The sequence below is a fragment of the Thalassobius vesicularis genome (assembly GCF_004799325.1).
Lineage (GTDB): Bacteria > Pseudomonadota > Alphaproteobacteria > Rhodobacterales > Rhodobacteraceae > Thalassobius > Thalassobius vesicularis.
In genome coordinates this window covers 632,417-650,273 of sequence record NZ_SSMD01000001.1, presented here as the reverse complement: position 1 = coordinate 650,273, position 17,857 = coordinate 632,417, and the positions used below count along the sequence as shown (strand labels likewise).

Sequence of the window (17,857 nt, the reverse complement as noted above, 5' to 3'; positions counted from 1 at the left end):
CTTGCGTTAACCCACCTTGCACGCGGCCAGAACGGCCATGTTCAGGATGTCATTTGCCGTCGCATTGGTCGAGCAAATCTGGATCGATTTATCGACACCCGACAGGATCGGCCCGATCACGGTGGCCCCTGCCATTTCCTGCATCAGCTTCACGCTGATCGAGGCCGAGTGACGCGCCGGAACCACCAGAATGTTCGCCGGACCCGACAGGCGCTGGAACGGATAGGCCTCGGCGGCTTTGGGGTTCAGCGCCACGTCGACGGTCATTTCGCCTTCGTACTCGAAATCCACGCCGCGCTTTTCCAGCACGCGCGGGGCGATGTGCATCTTCTCGGCACGTTCGGAAATCGGATAGCCGAAGGTCGAGAACGACACGAACGCGACCCGAGGCTCCAGCCCCAGGTGACGCGCCACATCGGCGCTGCGTTCTGCGATGTTGGCCAGGTCTTCTTCGTTCGGCCATTCATGCACCAGCGTGTCCGAGATCAGCACGATCCGGCCCTTGTGGATGATCGCCGTGACACCGGCCGCGCCATGTTTCGCGTCGGCGTCGAAGACGTGGTTGATCAGCTCCATCACATGCGCCGATTTCCGGGTTGCCCCGGTTATCAGGCCGTCGCCGTGACCATGCGCCAGCATCAGCGCGCTGAACACGTGGCGATCACGTGCCGCCAGACGGTGAACATCGTGACGGTCAAAGCCTTTGCGCTGCAGGCGCTGGTACAGGAAATCCTTGTAGGTCGACAGGTAACGCGTGTTGGCGGCGTTGATCACCTCCAGCTCGCGCACCGCGTCGCCCATACCGGCGGCTTCCAGCTTTTCGCGCACATCGGCCTCGCGGCCCACGACCAGGGCCTTGCCCAGACCCGAACGCTGGTATTGCACCGCAGCCCGCAGCACGCGCGGATCGTCACCCTCGGCAAAGATCATCCGGGCCTGCGCATTGCGCGCACGGGCGTGGATGCCTTGCAGAATGCTGGCCGTCGGGTCCATCCGCGTCTTCAGCGAAACCTCGTACGCGTCCATGTCGATGATCGGGCGCCGCGCGGCCCCGGTGTTCATCCCCGCACGCGCCACCGCCGGCGGGATCGTGTAGATCAGGCGCGGATCGAACGGCGTCGGGATGATGTAGTCGCGGCCAAAGCTCAGCGCTTTGCCATAGGCCATCGCCACTTCGTCCGGCACATCCTCGCGCGCCAGTTTGGCCAGGGCCTCGGCGCAGGCGATCTTCATGTCGTCGTTGATCGCACGGGCGTGGATGTCCAGCGCGCCGCGGAACAGGTAGGGAAAGCCCAGAACGTTGTTCACCTGGTTCGGATAGTCCGAACGCCCCGTCGCCACGATCGCATCCGGGCGAACGGCGTGCGCCTCTTCCGGGGTGATTTCCGGATCGGGGTTGGCCATCGCGAAAATGACCGGGTTCTCGGCCATCGATTCCACCATCGCCTGCGTCACGGCACCCTTCACGGACACACCCAGGAACACGTCGGCCCCGGCCATCGCCTCTTCGAGCGTGCGCAGGTCGGTCTTCGCCGCATGAGCCGATTTCCACTGGTTCATACCCTCGGTACGGCCCTGATAGATCACGCCCTTGGTGTCGCACATGATGCAGTTGTCGTGCTTGGCGCCCATCGTCTTGATCAGCTCAAGGCAGGCGATCCCCGCGGCCCCGGCGCCGTTCAGAACGATCCGGCACTCCTCGATCTTTTTCCCCGAGATGTGCAGCGCGTTGATCAGACCCGCCGCGCAGATCACCGCCGTCCCGTGCTGGTCGTCATGGAAGACGGGGATGTCCATCTCTTCCTTCAGGCGCTGCTCGATGATGAAGCATTCGGGCGCCTTGATGTCTTCCAGGTTGATCCCGCCAAAGGTCGGGCCCATCAGCTTGACGGCCTTGATGATTTCCTCGGGGTCTTCGGTATCCAGCTCGATATCGATCGAGTTCACGTCGGCGAACCGTTTGAACAGGATCGACTTGCCCTCCATCACCGGCTTCGACGCCAGCGCACCCAGGTTGCCCAGACCCAGCACCGCCGTCCCGTTCGAGATCACCGCCACCAGGTTGCCTTTGTTGGTATAGTCATAGGCGGTTTCCGGCACCGCCGCGATTGCTTCACATGGAACAGCGACGCCGGGGCTATAGGCCAGCGACAGGTCGCGCTGCGTGGTCATCGGAACGCTGGGCGTGATGTCGAATTTGCCCGGGCGGGGCTCCAGGTGGAAGGCAAGCGCCTCTTCGGGGGTAACGCGGTTTTTGGTCATGTCATCGGGCCTGTGAATGATGGGGCTTTCGCCTCTTACAAGGTGTGGGCCGCAGTCTCAACAGAAAGACGTTTTCGCCTTTCGTCCAAACCACCGGATTTGTAAGGTTCCCCGAAATAACAGGGGGACAGACGTGAGCACGGTCACGCCGATGATGGCGCAATATCTGGAGATCAAGGAAGCGCACAAAGATGCGCTGCTGTTCTACCGGATGGGCGATTTCTACGAGATGTTCTTTGACGACGCCGTCGCCGCATCCGAGGCGCTGGATATTGCCCTGACCAAACGCGGCAAGCACCTGGATCAGGACATCCCCATGTGCGGTGTCCCCGTCCACGCCGCCGAAGGGTATTTTCTGACCCTCATCCGCAAGGGCTTCCGCGTCGCCGTCTGCGAACAGATGGAAGACCCCGCCGAGGCGAAAAAGCGCGGCTCGAAATCCGTGGTCCGGCGCGAAGTCGTCCGCCTTGTCACCCCCGGCACCCTGACCGAGGACTCGCTGCTCGAAGCGCGCCGCAACAACTTCCTCGCCGCCTATGCCGCCGTCCGTGATCAGGCCGCTTTGGCTTGGGCCGACATCTCGACCGGCGAGTTTCACGTCACCCCCCTGACGCCCCTTCGGCTGGGTCCGGAACTGGCCCGTTTGCGCCCGTCTGAGGTCGTCGTCGCCGATAGCGAGGAGTTGTACGTTTCCGGCTCAGAATCTTACGATTCCCGGCAGATCATCATCGATAACGGGGCGTCCGTTACCCCGCTTGGCCGCGCTGCGTTCGACTCGACTTCGGCTGAAAAACGGCTGTGCGATCTGTTCCAGGTCGGCTCTCTGGATGCCTTCGGGCAGTTCACCCGAGCCGAGGTGTCGGCCATGGGCGCCGTGCTGCAATACCTTGAAATCACACAGAAAGGTAAGCTGCCCCTGCTGCGCCGTCCGGCCCGCGAAGCCGAGGCGCGCACCGTCCAGATCGACGCCGCAACCCGCCGCTCGCTAGAGCTGACGCACGCGATGAACGGTGGCCGTGCCGGTTCCCTGCTGGCCGCGATCGACCGCACCGTCACCGCCGCCGGCGCGCGCTTGTTGGAACGTCGCCTTTCCAGCCCCTCGCGCGTGCTGGACGTGATCCATTCGCGGCTCGAAGCTGTTGATTTCGCTTACGAAAACACGACCATCGCGCGTGGATTGCGCGACGCGCTGCGCAAGGTTCCCGACCTGGATCGCGCGCTTTCCCGGCTGGGTCTGGACCGCGGCGGCCCCCGCGATCTGGCCGCGATCCGGAATAGTTTGCAGCAGGCCGGGGAAATTGCTTCGATTTATAACGAAATCAACCTGCCGGGTTTGCTGGCCAACGCGGCCCAAGATCTTGTGGGTCACGACGAACTTCTGGACCTTTTGGATCAGGCTCTGGTCGCCGAGCCGCCCCTCCTGGCCCGCGACGGTGGTTTTATCGCGCCCGGTTTCGACGACGAGCTGGACGAGATGCGCCAACTGCGCGACGAAGGCCGCGGCGTCATCGCCCGGATGCAGCAGAAATACATCGACGATACGGGTATTAACTCGTTGAAAATCAAGCACAATAACGTGCTTGGCTACTTCATCGAGGTGACCTCGACCCACGCCGAAAAGATGCTGTCGGCCCCCCTGTCGGACACGTTCAAACACCGCCAGACCACCGCCAACCAGGTGCGTTTCACGACGGTCCCGCTGTCCGAGATGGAGACCAAGATCCTGAACGCCGGTGGCCGCGCGCTGGAGATCGAAAAGCGCCTGTTCGACACGCTGAAAACCGCGATAATTCAACAGGTTGGCCCCCTCACCGCCGCATCCCGTGCGCTGGCCGAGCTGGATCTGGCAAGCGCCCTTGCCGACCTTGCGCGCGGTGAAAACTGGTGCAAACCGCAGGTCGATGACACCCGCGCGCTGGAGATCGTCGCCGGGCGTCACCCCGTTGTCGAACAAGCCCTTAGAAAACAAGGGGATGCGCCCTTTGTCGCTAATGACTGCGACCTGAGCGCCGCACCAAATGCCGCCGCGATCTGGCTGCTGACCGGTCCGAACATGGCCGGTAAATCGACCTTCCTGCGCCAGAATGCGTTAATTGCTTTGCTGGCCCAGATGGGCAGCTACGTCCCCGCCGACAGTGCGCATATCGGTGTCATCAGCCAGCTGTTCAGCCGCGTTGGCGCCTCGGATGACCTGGCGCGCGGGCGCTCGACCTTCATGGTCGAGATGGTGGAAACCGCCGCGATCCTGAACCAGGCCGATGACAAAGCCCTTGTTATCCTTGACGAAATCGGGCGCGGGACGGCCACGTATGACGGCCTCTCGATCGCCTGGGCCACGCTTGAACACCTGCACGACGTCAACAAATCCCGCGCGCTGTTCGCCACGCATTACCACGAGATGACCTCGCTTGCGGGCAAGCTGACCGGCGTCGAAAACGCGACCGTGACCGTTAAGGAATATGAAGGCGACGTTATTTTCCTGCACGAGGTCCGCAAAGGTGCCGCTGATCGGTCGTACGGTGTGCAAGTCGCGAAACTGGCCGGCCTGCCCGAAGCTGTCGTCGCCCGCGCTCGCATCGTGCTGGATGCGCTAGAGAAGGGCGAACGTGAAGGCGCAAAGAAGCAGGCCACGATCGACGACCTGCCGCTGTTCTCGGTCGCGCCGCCCCCGCCGCCGGTTCGCGTCAAGGATTCCGCGGTCGAAAAGCGGCTAGAGGACATCCACCCAGACGCCCTGACCCCACGCCAAGCCCTTGATTTGATTTACGAACTGAAGGCCCTGAAGGGCGAGTGATTACCAGCTGCCGCTGGCCCCGCCCCCGCTGGACGACCCGCCGCCGAACGAACCGCTGGAACTGCTTTCGCTCCGCTCTTTACGCGGGATGGTGACGGTTTCCGACCAGCTGTCACCGCAATTCAGGCAGTGATAGTCGACCTGCCGCAGCCCCTCGGACGTGTAGGTCGCCGCTTGCAAGGTCTGCGAGTTGCTCTCGGCGGTGCGATGCCCGCAACTGCGGCAGGTCGAGTATTTGCCCAGCAGCGCGTTGTACCCCTCAACCGTCGTATGACCGCATTTCGGGCACAGCCAGACGTCGTAATCGACGGATTTCAGCTGTTCCTCGGTCAGTTGGCCGGGGTCCAGATGCAGATCGTCCTGCACCTCGTCCAAGCGGCGCATCGTGGTGCCGTCAATCGGGCAAACGCGCGGCTTCAGGCGTTGCCACTTGCGATACAACACCCACGGAATCGCGGCAAACGGCGCCAAGATCGCCACGATCCACAGGCCAAGTGATTGAATTCCCCGCCAAATCTTGCCCATAAACTGCTGAGTGCCCGAGGCATCAAACTCGCCCGGCCACACGCCCGTCAGGTGGTGAATCACCTCGTCCACGCCGCGCTGGATGCCGCCTACATAGTCGTCGCGCTTGAAGCGGGGCACGATCACGTCGTCGATGATCTCTTTCATCGCGTCGTTCTGGGCCGAGCCATAGCCGCTGCCGACCTCGATCCGCAGCTTGCGATCGACCTGAGCGATCAGCAGCATTACCCCGTCATTGCGCTGCGCGTTGCCGACGCCCCATTTGTTGAACAGATCGGTGGCAAACGCCTCTAGCGCGCCTTCGTAACCGTAGTCATCCAACGCCACGACGGTGACGACCGTAAACTCGATATCCCGTTGTTCTTTCAGCTCTTTCAGCACATTACGCAGGTCGTCTTCGTCACCGGGCGGCAGCATGTCAGCGAAATCGTTGACGTAAACTTCGGTGTAATCCGGCAGCGTTTGCGCGCCGGCCATCGGCGCGATCAGCAAGAAAAGGGCGGTCAGAAAACGGCGCAAAAGAAAAGCTCCCGACGATTGGGTCGGGAGCTTTCTAGCATCGAAATGCGTTTCTGTTTAGCCGGGATTCGAGGACACGCCCACCTGCGCCGGGCGCAGCAGACGTTCGCCCAGCATGAAACCCTCGCCCGAAACCTGAATGATGTCGCCCGCCTTGGTGCCGGGAACCGGCGCTTCGAACATCGCTTCGTGCACTTGCGGGTCGAACTTGTCGCCCACCGCGGGCGAGATCAGCTCGATCCCGTGCTTTTTGAAGACGTTCAGCAGCTCGCGCATGGTCAGCTCGACGCCTTCCAGAACGGCGGCGAATTGGGCGCGGTGTTCGTCGGTGACGGCATCCAGTGCGCGCTTCATGTTGTCGTAAACCGGCAGCACATCACGCGCCAGTTTTGATCCGCCATACTGCTCGGCCTCGCGGCGTTGCTTGTCGGCGCGCTTGCGGGCGTTTTCCGCATCGGCCAGCGCACGCATGAATTTGTCTTTGAATTCATCGCGTTCGGCGCGCAGGGCGTCCAGCTCTGCATCATCATCGGAAATCTCGGACATGTCGTCCGCATAGGCTTCGGCCTCGGCGGCCTCGATGTCGTCCAGGAAATCGTCGTTCTTGGGCTCTGCCATAGTTCTACCTCTAGCTCCGGTCCGAAATCATCTTTCCGACCAGTTGTGCCGTGTAATCCACGATCGGCACGATCCGTCCATAGTTCAGGCGCGTTGGGCCGATAACGCCCACCGCACCGATAATTTTACGATCAGCGTTCATATATGGGGAAACCACCAAAGTGGAACCCGAAAGTGAGAAAAGTTTGTTCTCGGAGCCGATAAAAATGCGCACACCTTCGCCCGCTTCGGTCAGTTGCAGGAACTCTTCGATGTCGCGCTTGCGTTCCAGGTCGTCGAACAGGGTTCGGATACGCTCCAGATCAGATTCATCCCCGCCCGCGTTCAGCAGATTCGAGCGTCCGCGCACGATCAGCCGTTCATTCCGGTCGCCTTCGTTCTCCCAGACAGCCAGCCCGCTTTCGACCAGCTGATGCGCCAGCGTATCGATTTCCTGACGACGGTTGGTGATCTCCTGCCGGATCTGCGTGCTGAGATCGGACAGCGTTTTCCCCTCGATCAGCGCGTTCAGGAAGTTCGCCGCCTCGCGCATCGAAGACGGCGTTTGCCCCAGCGGCGGCGTGAACAGGCGATTTTCCACGTGGCCATCCGCGAAAACCAGCACCACCAAGGCGCGGTCTGCACCAAGCGAGACGAACTCCAGGTGCTTGATCGGTGCCTCGTGTTTCGGCGTCAGCACGATCGAAGCCCCATGCGTCACCCCGGACAGTGCCGTACTGACCCGATCCAACAACCCGCCGACATCGCGCGAATTGCTGGTCAGCGTCTCGTCCAGCTTTTGCCGGTCGGTCTGGTCCAGATCGCGGACCTCCAGAAACCCGTCGACGAACATGCGCAGGCCCAGTTGCGTCGGCACCCGCCCGGCTGACACATGCGGACTGCCCAGCAGGCCCATATACTCCAGATCCTGCATCACGTTGCGGATCGTCGCGGCGCTGACCTTTTCACTCAGCGCGCGGGTCAGGGTGCGGGACCCAACCGGATCGCCGCTGGCCAGATATGCCTCGACCACGCGGCGGAACACCTCGCGCGAGCGGTCGTTCATTTCGTCCAGAATGTTTTCGCCTTTTGTCATACGCCCATCCTAACCGCCCGCCATTAAAGAGCCAACGCAGCAAAGGTCAACGGGGCTTGCCTTTCGGGGACCGGGGCCTGTATCCCAAGGCCAACAGAAGGGGAAACACCATGCGCCCATCCGGCCGTAAACTGAACGAAATGCGCTCTGTCTCGATCGAGACCGGGGTCACCAAACATGCCGAGGGCTCGTGCCTGATCAAGATGGGCGACACCCACGTCCTGTGCACCGCCACGATCGAGGATCGCGTCCCCCCGTTCATCAAAGGCTCGGGTCTGGGCTGGGTGACGGCGGAATACGGCATGCTGCCGCGCTCCACCTCGTCGCGCATGCGGCGCGAGGCGGCGACCGGCAAGCAAGGCGGAAGAACCGTTGAAATTCAAAGGCTTATCGGTCGTGCCCTGCGTGCCGGTGTGGATCGCGTCGCCCTGGGCGAGCGTCAGATCACCATCGACTGCGACGTGATCCAGGCCGACGGCGGCACCCGCTGCGCCTCGATCACCGGGGGTTGGGTCGCGCTGCGTCTTGCCGTGGACAAGCTGATGAAGGCCGGTCTGGTCACCTCGAACCCGCTGGTCGATCCGGTCGCCGCGGTGTCCTGCGGTATCTACGCCGGTCAGCCCGTGCTGGACCTGGACTACCCAGAAGACAGCGAAGCCGGCGTTGACGGCAACTTCATCATGCTGGCCTCGGGTCGCCTGATCGAAGTGCAAATGTCCGCCGAGGGCGCCACCTACTCGCGCGACCAGATGAACCAACTGCTGGATCTGGCCGAAAAAGGCGTGGCCGAACTGGTCGTCGCCCAAAAGGCTGCGGTCAATGCGTAAGTTCACCGGCGACCAGCTGGTCATGGCCAGCCACAACAAGGGCAAGCTGCGCGAGATCGCCGCGCTGCTGGCCCCGTTTGGCATCAAGGTCAGTTCAGCCGCCGATCACGGACTGGATGAACCCGAGGAAACCGAAAGCACCTTCGCCGGCAACGCCCGGATCAAGGCGCATTACGCGGCAAAGGCGACCGGCCTGCCCGCCCTGTCCGATGACAGCGGCATTTCCGTCGATGCGCTGGACGGCGCGCCGGGTGTTTACACCGCTGACTGGGCCGAAACCCCGAACGGCCGCGATTTTGCCATGGCGATGGAAAAGACGTGGAACCTTCTTGAGGCGAAAAACGCTCCCTTCCCCCGCACTGCCGCGTTCAACTGCACGCTCTGCCTCGCCTGGCCCGATGGTCATGACGAACTGTTCGTCGGCAAGGTCGATGGTCAGGTCGTCTGGCCGATGCGCGGCGAGCACGGCTTTGGCTACGATCCGATCTTTGTGCCCAACGGGTTCGACATCACCTTTGGTGAGATGGACCCCGCGAAAAAGCACGAGATGAGCCACCGCGCCGACGCATTCGCCAAACTGGTGGCAGGCTGCTTTGACTGAGGATTGGCAGAACGGCGGCTTTGGGATTTACGTCCACTGGCCGTTCTGTCAGGCCAAGTGCCCCTACTGCGATTTCAACAGCCATGTCGCCCGAGAAATCGACCAATCCCGCTGGCTTAGAGCCTATATTGCCGAAATCGACCGCTACGCCGAACAGGTGCCCGGACGGGCCTTGACCTCGGTGTTTTTCGGCGGCGGGACGCCCAGTTTGATGAATCCCGACGTGGTTCACGGCGTTCTGGACCAGTTGCGCCAACATTGGGCGTTTTCCAACGACATCGAGATCACGCTAGAGGCCAATCCCGGTTCGGTCGAGGCCGGTCGTTTCGCCGGATACGCGCAGGCTGGCGTCAATCGGGTGTCGATGGGGATTCAGGCTCTAAATAACCGCGATTTGCGTGCTTTGGGGCGAATTCACACGGTCGAGGAAGCCCGAAAAGCCTTCGACATCGCCCGCACGCAATTCAACCGCGTCAGCTTTGACCTGATCTACGCGCGGCAGGATCAAACGCTGACAGATTGGCAGGCCGAACTCCGCGAAGCGTTGGATATGGCGATCGACCACCTGTCGCTGTACCAACTCACGATCGAGGAAGGCACCGCCTTCGGGGATCGCTACAAGCGCGGCAAGTTGCGGGGCCTGCCCGAGGATGACCAGGCCGCCGACATGTACGAAGCGACCCAAGACATCTGCGGCGAGGCCGGGATGCTGGCCTACGAAGTCTCGAACCACGCCCGCCCCGGCGCGGAATCCCGCCATAATAGTGTCTATTGGCGCTATGGCGATTACGTCGGAATCGGCCCCGGCGCGCATGGCCGCCTGACGATCAACGGCCAGAAATACGCGACCGAAGCGCAGTCCAACCCCACCAAATGGCTGCTTGGCGCAGAGGCCGGCCGCACCGAGACCGTCCGGGATGCGCTGACGCAGAACGACCAAGGCAACGAATACCTCTTGATGGGGCTTCGGCTTGTCGAAGGAATCTCGCTCAACCGGTTCCAAAAACTCAGCGGTAGCCCTTTGAACCCCAAGCAGATGCACTACCTGCAAGACATCGGTATGATTACCGAGAATGGGGATTGCATCGCCGTCACCCCAGAGGGGCGCGCGGTGCTGAATTCGGTGATACGAGAACTATTGTTGGACTGAAGATGCGGTACGTTTGGGCCATTTTGGGGTTGATTAGTGTCGCAATCGGCATCGCAGGCATCGTTCTGCCACTGGTGCCGACCGTCCCCATGATGATCCTGGCCGCGTTCTTTTTCGCCAGATCCAGCGAGCGGCTTCACAACTGGCTTTTGTCGCACCCGACGTTCGGGCCTCCCATTCAGGATTGGCAGCAACGCGGCGCGATTAGCGCCAAAGGAAAGCGCATCGCCACGCTTTCCATCGCCGTTGTGTTCGGGATTTCACTGATCCTTGGCCTGCGTCCGCTGATCCTGCTGATCCAGGCCGTCACCTTGGGCGCAGTCCTGACGTTTATCTGGTCTCGACCTAGTTCGTAGAGGACAGCAACCGGCAAATCTCGTCCAGCTGCTCCAGATTGTTGTAGCTGACGGTAATTTTGCCCGACTCCTGGCCCGCAGTGTGGTCAATCGTAACCTTCATGCCCAGGTTTGCCGACAAATCCCCCTCTAGCGCACGGGTGTCGGCGTCCTTTTCCACCACACGCGGCGCAGATTTCGGGGCCGAGGGGGTACGGGGGACATCACCCTTGGCCAGCTTTTCGGTCTCGCGCACCGACAGATTGCCCGTTATAACCCGCCGCGCCAGCGCGACCGGGTCATCCGACGTGATCAGCGCACGCGCGTGACCCGCGGACAGCTTTCCTTCGCGGACATAGTCCTGCACTTCGTCGGGCAGGTTCAGCAAACGCACCAGGTTCGCGATGTAACTGCGGCTTTTGCCCAGCACTTCCGACAGTTTTTCCTGCGTGTGGCCGAATTTTTCCATCAGCTGGCGGTAACCTGCGGCCTCTTCCACCGCGTTCAGATCCGCGCGCTGGATGTTCTCGATGATTGCAACTTCCAGCACTTCGACATCGTCAAAGTCGCGCACCAGAACCGGAATCATGTGCAACTGCGCCATCTGCGCGGCGCGCCAGCGGCGTTCACCGGCGACAATTTCGTATTCACCCGCACGACCCGGCCGTTCGCGCACGATCAGCGGCTGGATGATCCCCTTTTCCTTGATCGAAGCGGAAAGCTCCTGCAGCTGATCCGGCGTAAAGGTGCGGCGCGGCTGGTCGGGGTTCGGGAAAATCTTTTCGACCGGAATCGACATATCCGGGCGTCGCGGGGTCGCGCCATCCGTCCGGGTTTCCGCTGCCGAAACATCCGCCATCAGCGCAGACAGGCCACGGCCCAAGCCGCGGGGCTTCATTCTTTTTTCGCTCATTCTTGCCTCCGGGTGGTTATGCCGCTGCGCGGACGTTCTTGTTCATAAGCTCGCGCGCAAGGGCGATATAGGCCTGCGCCCCCTTCGAAGCCGGATCATACTCCAACACGGGCATCGCATATGACGGCGCTTCGGACACGCGAACATTGCGCGGAATGACGGTTTCAAAAACCAGCTCACCCAGGTTCGTACGGGCGTCGGATTCGACCTGCTGGGACAAGTTGTTGCGTGCGTCATACATGGTCAACACAACACCTTCGATCCGCAGGTTCGGATTTGCCGATTGGCGCACCTCACGGATGGTCAGCATCAGCTGCGAAAGGCCCTCCAGCGCAAAGAATTCCGACTGCAGCGGAACCAGTACGGAATGCGCCGAGACCATCGCGTTGACCGTCAGCAGGTTCAGCGACGGCGGGCAGTCGATCAGGATATAATCGTAGGCGCGCTCGTCCATCGCATGTTGACGCAGGGCGTCATGCAGCAGAAAGCTCCGCTTTTCGTTCGAGATCAGCTCGATATCCGCCGAGGACAGATCAACGGTGGCAGGAATGATGTCGATTCCGGGGAAATTCGTGTTCTGAATGACCTCATCCAGCCCGACATCGTCCAGCAGCAGTTCGTAGGTCGTGTATTCGCGGTCTTCGGGCTCGATCCCCAGCCCGGTCGAGGCGTTCCCCTGCGGATCCAGATCGACGATCAGAACGCGGCACCCCTCGGCAGCCAGCGCGGCGCCCAGGTTGATCGTGGTCGTGGTTTTGCCCACGCCGCCTTTTTGGTTGGCGACCGCGATGATTTTCGGCCCAAGCGGACGAGTCGGATCAGACACGGGAAATACCTCCGATTTTCAGAATAACGGCCCCTGATTCCGTTCCACTATTAGTGGGTTCGCAGTTGAAAAACCACGAAGCTTCGGCCGCAAGGCGCTCTTTTTCCCAGTTGACGCCTTTTGGCAGCAAAGCGACGCCGGATTCTTTCAAATGCTGTGCAGCAAAGCCCAGCAACGTGTCGAGGTCGGCCAAGGCCCGGGCAGACAGAACATCGGCCTGCAGTGGGTCAACCCGTTCGATTCGATCGCAAATCACCTCGGTCTGGATCGAAAGCTCTCGCGCGACGGTGCGCAGGAAAACCGACTTGCGGGAATCGCTTTCGACCAACGTGAACCGTGCATCGGGGTTTTTCTCGGCCCCGATGATCGCGCAGACCAAGCCGGGGAACCCCCCACCGCTGCCAAGATCGACCCAATGACCAAACCCATCGGGCGCGAGCGAGTAAACCTGCGCAGAATCGACGAAGTGGCGCGTCCACAGCTCGGGCAGCGTGGACTTTGCCACCAGGTTGATCCGCGGATTCCACTTGCGCAGCAGGTCGGCGTAATGCTCCAGCCGCTCTAATGTTTCACGTGAAACATTGATGGGCAATTCGTTCAAGCCGAACGCTCCTTCTTTGCCTGACGCAGCTTTGCCAGCAAAAGCGTCAGCGCGGCCGGGGTCATACCCTCGACCCGCCCCGCCTGCGCCAGGTTCCGCGGCTGAGCCAGCGTCAGTTTCTTGCGCAGCTCGTTGGACAGGCCGTCCAGATTGTCATAGCTGAATCCGTCCGGGATCACCTGATCTTCGTCACGCTTGATTGCATCCACGTCGCGCTGCTGCCGCTCGATGTAGTTGGCGTAAAGCGCGTCACGCTCCAGCTGTGCCCGGATTTCGCTGTCGATATCCGACAGGTTGCCGTCAATCTTCAGCAGCGTGTCAAAGGTCACATCCGGAAATGCGAGAACTTGGAACAGGTTGCGGCGGGCACCATCCTGATTGATCGCCATACCCAGCCCGGACAGTTCGCGCGGCGTAACCGATTGATCCAGAAGCCGATCCTTACCAGCGGCCAACCGCTCCATCTTGTCCTCAAACGCGACCTTGCGGGCTTCGCCCACGCATCCGACCTCGATCCCCTTGCCCGTCAGCCGCTGGTCGGCGTTGTCCGCCCGCAGCGACAAACGGAATTCAGCGCGCGAGGTGAACATGCGGTAAGGCTCCGACACGCCGCGCGTGATCAGGTCATCCACCATCACGCCGATATAGCTGTCGCGCCGGCTGAAGAGCACCGGATCGCGCCCCAAGGCATCCGCAGCGGCGTTCAGACCAGCCACCAGACCTTGCGCTGCGGCCTCCTCATACCCCGTGGTGCCGTTGATCTGCCCCGCCAGATACAGCCCCGGCACGGTTTTCACCGCCAGCCGATCATCCAGCGCGCGCGGGTCCACGTAGTCGTATTCGATGGCATAGCCGGGTTGCAGGATCACCGCGTCCTCAAGCCCATAGATCGAATGCACGTAATCGTGCTGAACATCCTCGGGCAGCGAGGTCGAAATCCCGTTCGGATAGACCGTGTGATCGTCCAACCCTTCCGGCTCCAGGAAAATCTGGTGAGAGGATTTATCCGCAAATCGAACGATCTTATCCTCGATTGACGGGCAATAACGCGGGCCGATCCCCTCGATATGACCGCCATACATCGCCGAGCGCCCAAGGTTGTCCCGAATGATCTGGTGCGTTTTTTCGTTGGTATGCGTGATCCCGCAGGCGATTTGCCGGACAAACGGCCCCTTCGACAGGAACGAGAACATCACCGGATCTTCGTCGCCCGGCTGTTCCTCCAGCAGATCCCATTTGATCGTGCGCCCATCCAGACGCGGCGGCGTGCCGGTTTTCAGGCGGCCCAGCGGCAGCGCGAAATCGTCAATCCGTTGCGCCAGCTTGACCGAGGGCTTATCCCCCATCCGCCCGCCCGGACGCTTTTGATCGCCAATATGGATGATCCCGCGCAGGAAAGTGCCCGTGGTCAGCACCACATTGCGGGCGCTCAGCTGGCTTCCATCCTCAAGCACAACCCCGGACACGCGCCCTTCGGACATGATCAGATCGACGGCTTCGCCCTCGACAACTTGCAGGTTTTCCTGGGTTTCGATCTCATGCCGCATCGCTTGGCGATAGAGTTTGCGGTCAGATTGCGTGCGCGGCCCCTGAACCGCAGGCCCCTTACGACGGTTAAGCAGCCGAAACTGGATGCCCGACATATCCGCAACGCGACCCATCACGCCGTCCAGCGCGTCGATCTCTCGAACCAGATGCCCCTTACCCAAGCCACCAATCGCTGGGTTGCAGGACATCACACCCAGCCCCTCACGCTTTAGCGTGACCAAAGCAGTGCGCGCGCCCATCCGAGCAGACGCATGCGCAGCGTCGCAGCCCGCATGCCCGCCGCCAATCACCACAACCTCGAAGTCGAATTGTTTCACGTGAAACACTCCTCACTTCCCAAGACAGAAGCTGGCGAAAATCTCGTCCAGCACGTTTTCGACATCGATGCGACCGACCAGGGAATCCAGGGCGCGGATCGCACTACGAACTTCTTCGGCCGCCAAATCGGTGACGTTTTCGCCGATCAAAACATATTCCCGCGCGACTTGCAGGTTTTGAACCGCCCGCTGCATCGCTAGCCTGTGCCGCTCCCGCGTGGCCACCCCGATATTCGAGGCACGCCCCACCAGCACCTGAGTGATCCGTTCTATCAGATTCGTAACACCCTCGCCACTCAGTCCCGAGATCGCGTCGCCCTTGTCCTCCAGCGTGTCCGCCTTGGCGCGCAGGACGATATCTTCGGGCTCAGGCGCAAAGTCCGGATGCTGCCCGCCTTCGATCAGAAACACCCGCAGATCCGCAAGCGAGGCGCGCTGACGTGCCCGTGCAATCCCGATTTCCTCGATCTTATCCTGCGTTTCGCGCAGCCCGGCGGTATCCAGCAAGGTCACCGGCAAACCGCCCAGGTCCATCCGAACCTCGATCACATCACGCGTCGTGCCCGCATATTCCGAGGTGATCGCTGCCTCGCGCCCCGCCAGGGCGTTCAGCAGCGTCGACTTCCCGACATTCGGCGCGCCAACAATGGCGACCTCGAAACCCGTGCGCACCCGTTCGGCGGCCTTGGTGCCATCGACTTCGCGTTGCAGGCTGTCCACCGTCCGGTCCACCAACTCGGTCACTTCGGGCGAGACATCCGTGGGCACTTCCTCATCCGCGAAATCAATCGTGGCCTCCAACAGCGCCGCCGCACGGATCAGATCGCGCCGCCATTGCTCGGCCCGTTTTCCCAGATCCCCGGACAAAACCCGCAGGGCCTGACGCCGTTGCGCCTCGGTCTCGGCCTCGATCAAGTCGGCCAGCCCTTCGACCTGGGCCAGATCAAGCCGGCCGTTTTCCAGCGCGCGCCGGGTAAATTCCCCCGGTTCCGCCTGCCGAAGCCCCTCCAGCGATCCCAGAACACGCAGAACAGCCGCGACAACGGCAGTACTGCCGTGCAGCTGAAACTCGACCACTTCCTCGCCGGTAAAGCTATGCCGATCCGCGAAGGTCAGTACCAGTGCCTCGTCCAGACGCACGCCGTCCTGATCTTTCAGCAGGCGAAGGCTGGCTTTGCGCGGCTGCGGAATATCCCCGCACAACGCCTTGCACGCGGCATGCGCCGACGGCCCGGAAACGCGGATTACCGCGACCCCGGCCTTGCCGTGGGCCGTGGCAAGGGCGAAAATCGTGTCCATCTTTCCGGTCCTCTGGTCGCCCGTTTAGGCGTTCATCGAGTCGAAGAATTCGCCGTTCGTCTTGGTTTGCTTCAGTTTCGAGATCAGGAACTCGATCGCGTCCGTGGTCCCCATCGGGTTCAGGATGCGGCGCAGGACAAAGGTCTTCTGCAGGTCTTTCGAGTCCACCAGCAGGTCCTCTTTCCGGGTGCCGGATTTGAGGATGTCCATCGCCGGGAAGACGCGCTTGTCCGCGACCTTGCGATCCAGAACGATCTCGCTGTTACCGGTGCCTTTGAATTCTTCAAAGATCACTTCGTCCATCCGCGAACCCGTGTCGATCAGCGCCGTCGCGATGATGGTCAGCGAGCCGCCCTCCTCGATATTCCGGGCCGCACCAAAGAACCGCTTGGGCCGTTGCAGCGCGTTCGCGTCCACACCACCGGTCAGAACCTTACCCGACGACGGCACAACAGTGTTGAACGCCCTACCAAGTCTTGTGATCGAGTCGAGAAGGATCACAACATCTCGTTTATGCTCGACCAGACGCTTGGCCTTTTCGATGACCATTTCGGACACGGCCACGTGGCGCGTCGCCGGTTCGTCGAAGGTCGAGGACACGACCTCGCCCTTCACCGAGCGCTGCATGTCCGTCACCTCTTCGGGGCGTTCGTCGATCAGCAGGACGATCAGATAGCATTCCGGGTGGTTGGTTTCGATCGAGTGCGCGATGTTCTGCAGCAGCACCGTCTTACCCGTCCGCGGCGGCGCCACGATCAGCGCACGCTGGCCTTTCCCGATCGGGGCCACCAGGTCGATGATCCGGGCCGAGCGATCCTTGATCGTCGGGTCCTCGATCTCCATCTTCAGGCGTTCGTCGGGGTACAGCGGCGTCAGGTTGTCGAACGCGATCTTGTGGCGCGCACGTTCCGGGTTCTCAAAGTTGATCGAGGTCACCTCGGTCAGCGCAAAGTACCGCTCATTCTCTTCCGGCGCTTTCATCACGCCTTCGATGGTGTCCCCGGTCCGCAGCGAGTGTTGGCGGATCATGTCGGGCGACACGTAGATGTCATCGGGACCGGGCAGATAGTTCGCTTCGGGCGAGCGCAGGAACCCGAAACCGTCCTGCAGCACTTCCAGCACGCCGTCGCCACCGATGACCCAACCTTCGTCCGCCATCTCGCGCAGGATCTGGAACATCATCTCGCCCTTGCGCATGGTCGAGGCGTTCTCGATCTCCAGCTCCTCGGCCATGGCCAACAGGTCTTTGGGGCTCTTGGCCTTGAGATCGGACAGGTTCAAGCGTTGCTCGGTCATGGAATATACCTCTGTCAGCCCCGTGGGACTGGCATTCATTCTTCTATGTGGAAGTACAGTTCCCCCGGACGGGGGCTTGCCGGGTTAGATACGGCCCCAGACCCCCCGAGTCAATTCCCCGGAGGGTTAGGCCCTTCTCCTCTTAAATAAATATAAAGAAAAGAAAGGATGATGATGATTATGGGAGGCGATTTTCCGTGGATTATTGAGTTATCCCAAGGGGTTTCCCATAAGCCCGGGCAAAACGGTTCTGTCTGGGGAAAACTTTTTGCGCCTGCAGAAAAACCAAAGAAAGACCGAGCAATTTCAATGTCTTGATAAACGAAAAATGGATTCCACCCTGTGGATGAC

Annotated in this window: 16 protein-coding genes; 6 read left to right on the top strand and 10 right to left on the bottom strand. The window is 61.3% G+C overall.

Annotated elements, in window-relative coordinates:
* Positions 1-6: 6 nt before the first annotated feature.
* Entirely contained in the window at positions 7-2,262 is a 2,256-nt protein-coding gene (locus tag E7681_RS03200) for an NADP-dependent malic enzyme (protein ID WP_136337805.1), read from the bottom strand.
* A 151-nt stretch (positions 2,263-2,413) separates the two neighbouring features.
* Here E7681_RS03200 and mutS point away from each other — a divergent pair, with 151 nt between their 5' ends.
* On the top strand, positions 2,414-5,056 hold the full coding sequence (mutS, locus tag E7681_RS03195) for a DNA mismatch repair protein MutS (protein ID WP_136337929.1): 2,643 nt from the start codon (positions 2,414-2,416) through the stop codon (positions 5,054-5,056).
* Here the strand turns inward: mutS and E7681_RS03190 are convergent, their stop codons facing one another.
* Genes E7681_RS03190 through hrcA form a run of 3 tightly spaced genes read right to left on the bottom strand, consistent with a single transcriptional unit; the run spans position 5,057 to position 7,793 of the window.
* On the bottom strand, positions 5,057-6,100 hold the full coding sequence (locus tag E7681_RS03190; RefSeq protein WP_136337804.1) for a TPM domain-containing protein: 1,044 nt from the start codon (positions 6,098-6,100) through the stop codon (positions 5,057-5,059).
* Positions 6,101-6,157: 57 nt separating this feature from the next.
* Positions 6,158-6,718 (bottom strand): nucleotide exchange factor GrpE, encoded by a 561-nt coding sequence (locus E7681_RS03185; RefSeq protein WP_136337803.1) that lies wholly within the window; start codon positions 6,716-6,718, stop codon positions 6,158-6,160.
* 10 nt (positions 6,719-6,728) lie between these two features.
* Positions 6,729-7,793, bottom strand: a complete 1,065-nt coding sequence (gene hrcA / locus E7681_RS03180) for a heat-inducible transcriptional repressor HrcA (protein ID WP_136337802.1) — start codon at positions 7,791-7,793, stop codon at positions 6,729-6,731.
* Positions 7,794-7,903: 110 nt separating this feature from the next.
* Between hrcA and rph the strand changes: the two genes are divergently transcribed.
* Genes rph through E7681_RS03160 form a run of 4 tightly spaced genes read left to right on the top strand, consistent with a single transcriptional unit; the run spans position 7,904 to position 10,727 of the window.
* On the top strand, positions 7,904-8,620 hold the full coding sequence (rph, locus tag E7681_RS03175) for a ribonuclease PH (protein WP_136337801.1): 717 nt from the start codon (positions 7,904-7,906) through the stop codon (positions 8,618-8,620).
* Complete coding sequence (gene rdgB, locus E7681_RS03170) at positions 8,613-9,221, top strand: RdgB/HAM1 family non-canonical purine NTP pyrophosphatase (protein ID WP_136337800.1); 609 nt, start codon at positions 8,613-8,615, stop codon at positions 9,219-9,221. The genes rph and rdgB overlap by 8 nt, the downstream gene beginning before the upstream one ends.
* Positions 9,214-10,371, top strand: coding sequence for a radical SAM family heme chaperone HemW (gene hemW / locus E7681_RS03165; protein WP_136337799.1), 1,158 nt, complete (start codon positions 9,214-9,216; stop codon positions 10,369-10,371). The genes rdgB and hemW overlap by 8 nt, the downstream gene beginning before the upstream one ends.
* Before the next feature lie 2 nt (positions 10,372-10,373).
* A complete protein-coding gene (locus E7681_RS03160) occupies positions 10,374-10,727 on the top strand; it encodes a YbaN family protein (protein ID WP_136337798.1) in 354 nt (117 codons plus the stop codon).
* On the opposite strand, the gene E7681_RS03155 is transcribed toward E7681_RS03160, so the two are convergent.
* From E7681_RS03155 to rho, 6 genes are read right to left on the bottom strand one after another with little or no spacing between them, the layout of a single operon-like run.
* A complete protein-coding gene (locus E7681_RS03155) occupies positions 10,717-11,619 on the bottom strand; it encodes a ParB/RepB/Spo0J family partition protein (protein WP_136337797.1) in 903 nt (300 codons plus the stop codon). The two genes, E7681_RS03160 and E7681_RS03155, sit on opposite strands and share 11 nt — an antisense overlap.
* 16 nt (positions 11,620-11,635) lie before the next feature.
* Positions 11,636-12,445 (bottom strand): ParA family protein, encoded by an 810-nt coding sequence (locus tag E7681_RS03150; protein ID WP_136337796.1) that lies wholly within the window; start codon positions 12,443-12,445, stop codon positions 11,636-11,638.
* Entirely contained in the window at positions 12,438-13,046 is a 609-nt protein-coding gene (rsmG, locus tag E7681_RS03145; RefSeq protein WP_136337795.1) for a 16S rRNA (guanine(527)-N(7))-methyltransferase RsmG, read from the bottom strand. The genes E7681_RS03150 and rsmG overlap by 8 nt, the downstream gene beginning before the upstream one ends.
* Positions 13,043-14,911 (bottom strand): tRNA uridine-5-carboxymethylaminomethyl(34) synthesis enzyme MnmG, encoded by a 1,869-nt coding sequence (gene mnmG / locus E7681_RS03140; protein WP_136337794.1) that lies wholly within the window; start codon positions 14,909-14,911, stop codon positions 13,043-13,045. The genes rsmG and mnmG overlap by 4 nt, the downstream gene beginning before the upstream one ends.
* Positions 14,912-14,923: 12 nt before the next feature.
* A complete protein-coding gene (mnmE, locus tag E7681_RS03135; RefSeq protein ID WP_136337793.1) occupies positions 14,924-16,210 on the bottom strand; it encodes a tRNA uridine-5-carboxymethylaminomethyl(34) synthesis GTPase MnmE in 1,287 nt (428 codons plus the stop codon).
* A 24-nt stretch (positions 16,211-16,234) separates the two neighbouring features.
* Positions 16,235-17,506: a transcription termination factor Rho gene (gene rho, locus E7681_RS03130; protein ID WP_136337792.1), complete on the bottom strand. Its 1,272-nt coding sequence runs from the start codon at positions 17,504-17,506 to the stop codon at positions 16,235-16,237.
* Between the two features lie 168 nt (positions 17,507-17,674).
* Between rho and E7681_RS18770 the strand changes: the two genes are divergently transcribed.
* Complete coding sequence (locus E7681_RS18770) at positions 17,675-17,824, top strand: hypothetical protein (RefSeq protein WP_168733147.1); 150 nt, start codon at positions 17,675-17,677, stop codon at positions 17,822-17,824.
* The last annotated feature ends 33 nt before the right edge of the window (positions 17,825-17,857 follow it).